We start from the raw sequence: 232 nt of genomic DNA, 5'->3' as shown, positions 1-232 counted from the left end.
CCCGGCGCTGAGCATGTCCACCGCCTGGTCGGCGGTGAGCTTGGGGAAGATCTTGATCAGGGCGTTGAAGAAGGCGTTTTCCTCCAGCACTCCGTTGGGCTCCTGGCTGCCGTCGACGCGGCGGATCACGCCGCCTTCCGGGTTGGGGGTCGACGCGTCGATCCCCGCCAGTTCCAGCGCCTTGCTGTTGAGCACCCCCAGGTGCGAGGACTGGTGGACGATGGCGATGGGC

Annotated in this window: 1 protein-coding gene; it reads right to left on the bottom strand. The window is 67.2% G+C overall.

Annotated elements, in window-relative coordinates; translation table 11 throughout:
* On the bottom strand, nucleotides 1–232 hold a 232-nt coding region (locus SB756_RS35830), incomplete at both ends, for an amidohydrolase family protein (protein WP_410913996.1).

Source organism: Pseudomonas sp. SIMBA_068, from assembly GCF_046534705.1.
Taxonomy (GTDB): Bacteria; Pseudomonadota; Gammaproteobacteria; order Pseudomonadales; family Pseudomonadaceae; genus Aquipseudomonas; species Aquipseudomonas putida.
This window is presented reverse-complemented; position numbering and strand designations above follow the sequence as displayed.